Annotated in this window: 2 protein-coding genes and 1 pseudogene; all 3 read right to left on the reverse strand. The window is 41.3% G+C overall.

What is annotated here, in order from left to right; translation table 11 throughout:
* On the reverse strand, positions 1–3,373 hold a 3,373-nt coding region (locus N9R04_RS11095; protein ID WP_262856839.1), incomplete at its 3' end, for a Rib/alpha-like domain-containing protein.
* A gap of 807 nt (positions 3,374–4,180) precedes the next feature.
* Positions 4,181–4,438, reverse strand: a pseudogene (locus N9R04_RS11100) (group II intron reverse transcriptase/maturase); the annotation flags it as partial.
* A gap of 556 nt (positions 4,439–4,994) precedes the next feature.
* Positions 4,995–7,543: YPDG domain-containing protein (locus tag N9R04_RS11105; protein ID WP_262856840.1), on the reverse strand; the 2,549-nt coding region annotated here is incomplete at its 5' end.

The following is a 7,543-nucleotide window of genomic DNA, read 5'->3' on the forward strand; positions in this document are numbered from 1 at the left end:
TCACGTGATCTTCTGTACCATCTGGATATCTCACTGTTACTGGTACATCTGTTTTACCTGATGTATTGCCATCTGGTAATTTCGCACCTTTATCCACTGTGACTGTCGGCTGTTTACCTTCTGTTGGGTAGCCTGGTACTGTGACTGCTCCTGTTACATCATCTGATGTTACTGGTGTACCGTGTTCTCTCTCTACTGGTGTTACCTTCGGTTCGTACTTATCTGCTTGTGGTTGTTCCTTAATTGTTACTGGTACTGTCACGTGATCTTCTGTACCATCTGGATATCTCACTGTTACTGGTACATCTGTTTTACCTGATGTATTGCCATCTGGTAATTTCGCACCTTTATCCACTGTGACTGTCGGCTGTTTACCTTCTGTTGGATAACCTGGTACTGTGACTGCTCCTGTTACATCGCCTGATGTTACTGGTGTACCGTGTTCTCTCTCTACTGGTGTTACCTTCGGTTCGTACTTATCTGCTTGTGGTTGTTCCTTAATCGTTACTGGTACTGTCACGTGGTCTTCTGTACCATCTGGATATCTCACTGTCACTGGTACATCTGTCTTGCCTGGTGTATTACCATCTGGTAATGTTGCACCTTCATCCACTGTAACTGTCGGCTGATCACCTTCTGTTGGATAGCCTGGTACTGTGACTGCTCCTGTTACATCGCCTGATGTTACTGGTGTACCGTGTTCTCTCTCTACTGGTGTTACCTTCGGTTCGTACTTATCCGCTTGTGGTTGTTCTTTAACCGTTACCGGTACTGTTACATGATCCACTGATCCGTCTGGATATCTCACTGTCACTGGTACATCTGTCTTGCCTGGTGTATTACCATCTGGTAATGTTGCACCTTCGTCCACTGTTACTGTTGGAGTTCCTTTTCCAGCAGGGTAATTCGGAATTGTTACAGCATTACGTACATCTTCTGGAGACGTTGATTGACCATATTCTTTAGTGATTGGAGTAACCTTAGGCTCATAACTACGTGCATCTGTTACTTTAACAGTTAATGAGTCCGCAGCCATATCACGATCATTCACTACTAACACTGCTGTATAGTGATCTCCATCTTTAGCAGTGGCAGGAATTTCAAATGCAGATATCGCTTCACCTTCAGTTAATGTAGTGAAATCTTTAGTCTTCTTAACTACTTTACCATCTTTGTCTCTCCACTCTATGTGAGTTGGTAGAGGTGAGAAGATTTGACCATCTAAATCAATGTGTGCTACATCACCTGGCACAGCTGGTTTATCAGTGTTATTAAAATCAAGAATATTTAAGTTAATATCCGTCTTAGGAATTAACGCAAAGTTAACGTTATACCACATTGGATTAGCAACTAAGTTCTGTGCTGGTGCAGCTTGAGGTGTGAACAATAAGTTTTTATTAGCTTTTGTAAATTGTGGTGTAGTGAATGAAGAATATCCATTCATTAGTTCGCCCTTCGGATTGATGACATAACCATAAATATAGTCATCATTTAGCTTATCATTAGGGAATCTAACCGTATAATTACCGTCTTTGTCTGTGAGACCGTAAACTGTAGCAGAAATATACTCAGGATGTGCTTCTAATAATCTCTTCGCTGCGTCTGCTCGTTGAGAATTATCTAAGTTAGCCACTTGAGTTTTGTATGCTGCAGCACCCTCTTTAGTTAGAGAAGAGAATACTACTGTATAACCCTGTGCTGCTGGTTCTTTAGGTGCTTTGTTTGGACCAGTTGCAGAGTTTGCTTCGTCACCTGCACCTGTTTCTAACCAAACTTTACCTGAGATAGAATTTCTAGCACTAAGGTTAACAGCTGGGCTACCAATCGGTCCTAATTTATCATTAATCCAATCTTTTTTAGGTCTAGTCATATATGAATTAGCTGGTTTAACACCCATAAATATACCCGTACGTTGCATATTCGTACCAATTAATGGGAACTGACCTATGTTCAAGCCTGTAACAGAGTTAACAAATGCTCCTGGAATTAAACCACCAGCTTGGCGTAGCATCGTAGCTGTATTACCTTGAGCAGTCTTGAAATCTTCAATCCATAAACGGTAATATTGACCGTCAATTGCTAAGTACTCATGCTTTTTACCATTCGCATCGATTTGCGGTTTACGTAAATCAAATGCATATGCTCCTGGGCCAGCTTGACTCAAATCATCTTGCGTAAGTCGATTAGATGTTGCCGCTTGGAATGTAGGAGACACCCAACCATCTTTATCGATCCATTGCATGTACACTTTAGTGCCTTCTGGTACTGGAGTTAAGCGCGTACCTACTGTACCTGGCGTTCCGAAGTCAGCAACGTAAGCACGTCCAGATAGTGAGAATTTCGCGTTCGTCATATCTGTAGCTGATTTGATATATCCGTTCTTAATCGCATCAGCTTCTACGACTTTTGCATTGTCAGAATCCGCTGTTGGACCAGCAGCATTCGTAGCGTTTGCTAGAGCTGTCGCAGTGTTCGGATTGCTAGGTGCAGCACGGAAGATTGTTGCTTTAGGTGTTTGGTTCTGCGCTGCAGCTAAAGCGTTAATTAAGGCTACTCTAAATGATTCTGGAGTATAATTATTTTTATCTAAGCCTAAATTATTAACTACACGTTTCGCTTCTTTAGCAGAAACGCCTGTTGCTTTAGAGTAAAAATCTACTGCAGAGTCTCTGTCATGTACAGAAGTGATGTCTGCATAAGGAGATGGATCTTCTTGAGCAGCTTTCTTATCTGCTTCTGTAGCAGTTGCATTTACTTTATCCTCTTTGTTAGTTACAACTTCTTCTTCAGTTGCTTGAGGTTTATCTTGAGCAACCGAATCTTCAGTATTGACTTTTTTGTCTTCTGATTTAGCTTCTTTCACAGTAGACTTAGCTGTTTTTTCTACTTTAGTATCTTCTGCTTTTTTATCATTAGATAACGTCTCTTTAGAAGTGGATGGGTTTTCTTGATTCACCTCAGCCTCTTGAGATTTATCTTGAGTCGCTTCAGTGTCTTGGGATTGATCTTTAGAATCTTCTGACACTTCATCGTTTAAATCAGAAGTAGACTCCTCTTGTTTCTTCTCTTGTGCTTGAGTTGTGGTATCTTGTGCTTTAGTTTCAACTTGATCTTGGTCTGTCGTAGCTTCAGTAGATTCTTCTTTAGTTGATTCAGCAACCTGTCCGTCTTCAGATGACGATGCTTCATCTTTGTTATCTACAGATACTTCACTACTATCTTCTTCAGCAGCTTTAGCATCATTTGAAGCCCCTAATAGTAAGGTTGCACCAATTAAGATTGAAGCTGTACCTACCGTAAATCGACGAATAGAGTATCTATTATGACGATTTGGTAGAAAATCTAATTTCGACTTAGATTTCTTATGTTTCAAATTCACTACCCCCAAATATGTTATTTCATAAGATGTTATCTTATTGATAAAAATAATATACCACACTACTAAGAATGGTTCTACTTATTTTTTTAGTTAATATATTTTGAATAACTTTTTTAATTTTTATTCTCCATTTTTATTATATAAGTTTGATTACAAAGCAATTATTACTTAATAACGTTCTTCTAGAGTTATTTAAATAACTCATTTCTATTTTTATTAAAGTATTTTTATCACATATAATAAGGACTATAGAACGTTAAATAGTATGCGTCTTTAGACGTCGTGCATTATTAGTTTCTTCTTATATTATTTTTTGTACTTCGCGTAATTTGTTAACTTAATACATTAAATTAAGACCTCTTTAATGTATAATCATTTTTTAGTTTTTTATCTTTCAAATATACGTACAATCTTGGTTTTTTGAGGTAAAAATAAGACGATAGTTCGGTAAAATTTTTTTCAAATAATTTTTATTTCCCTTCTGTTTCTCGTGTAGTCTGAAGGGTCTTACCCTATTAAGTCTTTGGCTTTTACTTAAAAATCAGCTGGGCATATCTCAATGTATATTCGTAAATCATGCTTTACACGTGTACTAAAATGGTTAGCACTAAATATCTAAAAGTGAATTCTAAAATCGAGTAGGAGGGAGCGGGACAGAAATCTAATTTGAATAAAAAGATTTCTGTCCCGCTCCCTTTTCTCTCTAGTCAAAGACCTTTATGTTCCAGCCTCGTATAACGAACAAAACGATGTCCACTTTTCTCTAATTCCTTATCCAATTCGTGAAGATAAATATTACAAAGCGACGGGGATTCCAAGCACCCGCTTTTTCCCATTTGGTTTTGGGATTTCAACTTTCTTTACTGCTTATGGTTGATATGTGCCATCGAGCAGTTTCTTTCTAATTTGCGGAAAGTATCGCGCAAAATGCCCATGAAGTTCACTGACCTTCATACCGTCAATACCTGGTGCTCCTTTTTTCTAGACTCTCTTGATAGCTTTTTCAATGTTACTTAGTCTTACAACAAGCTCCATTAGTGTTGGAGACTCACAATATATTTCTTTTATTTCAACCAAGATTTACTGTGCACATTTATATATTCTTTTTCGTTCCACTACTTATCTTTCTATAAGCTGCCGAGCACCCCTTTTTCTGTACACCGTAAATCTATAAACTCCATTCTTTACTTTGTATGAATATTGTTCAGTCCTTCAGTATTTCTACCTACTATGACCTCTGCTGACTTCTCATCATTCGTTGTTACTACGATTTCCATCACTGATGAAATCTCCCCTGGTAAGCGCAATCACTTTCCACTCATGTCACTGCAACATTTACTATATAGAACTCGGGTAGTATCAGATTTTATCTTGTTTAGCAGATTCGTCCATTCTACATAGCCGCGTATGATATTTCTGTTCGTCAGTGCGAGTGTTTGCGTCCGTCTTCCTTCAGATTCCATTTCGCAATGGACACCCTTGTCTTTCGCTAATAGTTCCTACTACCAAGCCTGTAACAGACTTCCACCGTCAAGTTATTACCCTTGCCGGGCCCACTAAAAAAACGGCTAGTGATTTTCATCACTAACCGTTAAAAGTATAGAAACTTTTATTACTATTTCTCTTCTTTATTATTTTTCCGACGACGGAACAACAATAATGCACCTAAACCTGCAAATAAACTTGTATAAAGCGGCGTTTTATTTGTAGATTCTTGACCAGTCTCTGGTAACTGTTCCTTAGATTGGCCAGAAGAATGCGTAGTAGAAGATGTTTGTTCTCTAACTTCTTCAGTTGTATTACCTTTTGAATTAGAAGCTGTAGCATCTCCATTTAATTCATGAGTTGTACCACCGGCATGTGAACTACTCATACCTTCTTTATCGCTTGTCTTAGGTTCTAAATGAGATAACGCATCTTGTGGGTTATTGTCATTAGAATCTTGAGTTTTATCTTCAGTGCGATTATTTTGCTCCGTTTCTGATGGTAACGTTGGCTGAGTATCTTTTCTATCATCATCACATGATGGAGTTGTATTTCCAGCGCCTACTGTCACTTTTACTGTCACTACATCCGTTGAACCATCTGGATAATGAACGACAACTGGGATATCCACTTTCGTGCCTGGAGTTGCATCCTTCGGTGGCGTTACCGTTACCTTGCCTGTCTTCGGATCAACATTCACTGTCCAACCTGGTGGCACGTCTTTTGGTCCTTCAAACGATGTACCTGGTGGTAACTTACTATCTTTCGTTTGTGGTACCTCTACTGGTACGCCTGGTTTCGCCGTTTGATCTTCGTATCCTGGAGTATGGTGATCTGCATCCGTTTCACTTGGATCCTTCGGTACGACAGTGACTGTTACTGTCGGTGTATCTGTTGAACCGTCTGGATAGTGAACGACAACTGGAATATTCACCTTCGTATCCGGTGTTGCGTTCGCCGGTGGTGTCACAGTGACCTTACCTGTATTTGGATCAACGTCTACTGTCCAGCCTGGTGGCACGTCTTTCGGTCCTTCAAACGTTGTACCTGGCGGTAGATTGCCATCTTTCGTTTGTGGCACTTCTACCGGTGTGCCTGGTTTTGTCGATTGATCCTCGTATCCAGGGTCATGTTGACCTGCATCTGTTTCACTTGGATCTTTCGGCACGACAGTGACTGTTACTGTCGGTGTATCTGTTGAACCGTCTGGATAATGAACGACAACTGGAATATTCACTTTCGTATCTGGTGTTGCGTTCGCCGGTGGCGTCACAGTGACCTTGCCTGTCTTCGGATCAACATTCACTGTCCAACCTGGTGGTACATCTTTAGGGCCTTCGAACGTTGTTCCTGGTGGTAAATTGCCATCTTTCGTTTGTGGCACTTCTACTGGTGTACCTGGTTTCGTTCCTTGATCCTCGTATCCAGGATCATGTTGACCTGCATCCGTTTCACTTGGATCTTTCGGTACGACAGTGACTGTTACTGTCGGTGTATCTGTTGAACCATCTGGATAATGAACGACAACTGGAATATTTACTTTCGTATCCGGTGTTGCGTCCGCCGGTGGCGTCACAGTGACCTTACCTGTATTTGGATCAACATCCACTGTCCAACCTGGTGGCACATCTTTAGGGCCTTCGAATGTTGTATTCGGTGGTAGATTGCCGTCTTTCGTTTGTGGCACTTCCACTGGTACGCCTGGTTTCGTACTGTTTTCGTCATAGCCTGGGTCATGTTGACCTGCATCTGTTTCACTTGGATCTTTCGGCACGACAGTCACTGTTACTGTTGGTGTATCTGTTGAACCATCTGGATAATGAACGACAACTGGGATGTTTACCTTCGTATCCGGTGTTGCGTCCGCCGGTGGCGTCACAGTGACCTTACCTGTATTTGGATCAACGTCTACTGTCCAGCCTGGTGGCACATCTTTAGGGCCTTCGAATGTTGTATTCGGTGGTAGATTGCCGTCTTTAGTTTGTGGCACTTCTACCGGTGTGCCTGGTTTTGTTCCTTGGTCCTCGTATCCAGGGTCATGTTGACCTGCATCCGTTTCACTTGGATCTTTCGGCACGACAGTGACTGTTACTGTTGGTGTATCTGTTGAACCATCTGGATAATGAACGACAACTGGGATGTTTACCTTCGTATCCGGTGTCGCGTTCGCCGGTGGCGTCACAGTGACTTTACCTGTGTTTGGATCAACATCTACTGTCCAGCCTGGTGGCACATCTTTAGGGCCTTCGAACGTTGTTCCTGGTGGTAGATTGCCGTCTTTCGTTTGTGGCACTTCTACTGGTACACCTGGTTTCGTACTGTTTTCGTCATAGCCTGGGTCATGTTGACCTGCATCCGTTTCACTTGGATCTTTCGGCACGACAGTGACTGTTACTGTTGGTGTATCTGTTGAACCATCTGGATAATGAACGACAACTGGAATATTGACTTTCGTATCCGGTGTTGCGTTCGCCGGTGGCGTCACAGTGACTTTACCTGTGTTTGGATCAACATCTACTGTCCAGCCTGGTGGCACATCTTTAGGGCCTTCGAATGTTGTATTCGGCGGTAGATTGCCGTCTTTCGTTTGTGGCACTTCTACCGGTGTGCCTGGTTTTGTTCCTTGGTCCTCGTATCCAGGGTCATGTTGACCTGCATCCGTTTCACTTGGATCTTTCG

The organism is Staphylococcus marylandisciuri (assembly GCF_025519785.1).
Classification (GTDB): domain Bacteria; phylum Bacillota; class Bacilli; order Staphylococcales; family Staphylococcaceae; genus Staphylococcus; species Staphylococcus marylandisciuri.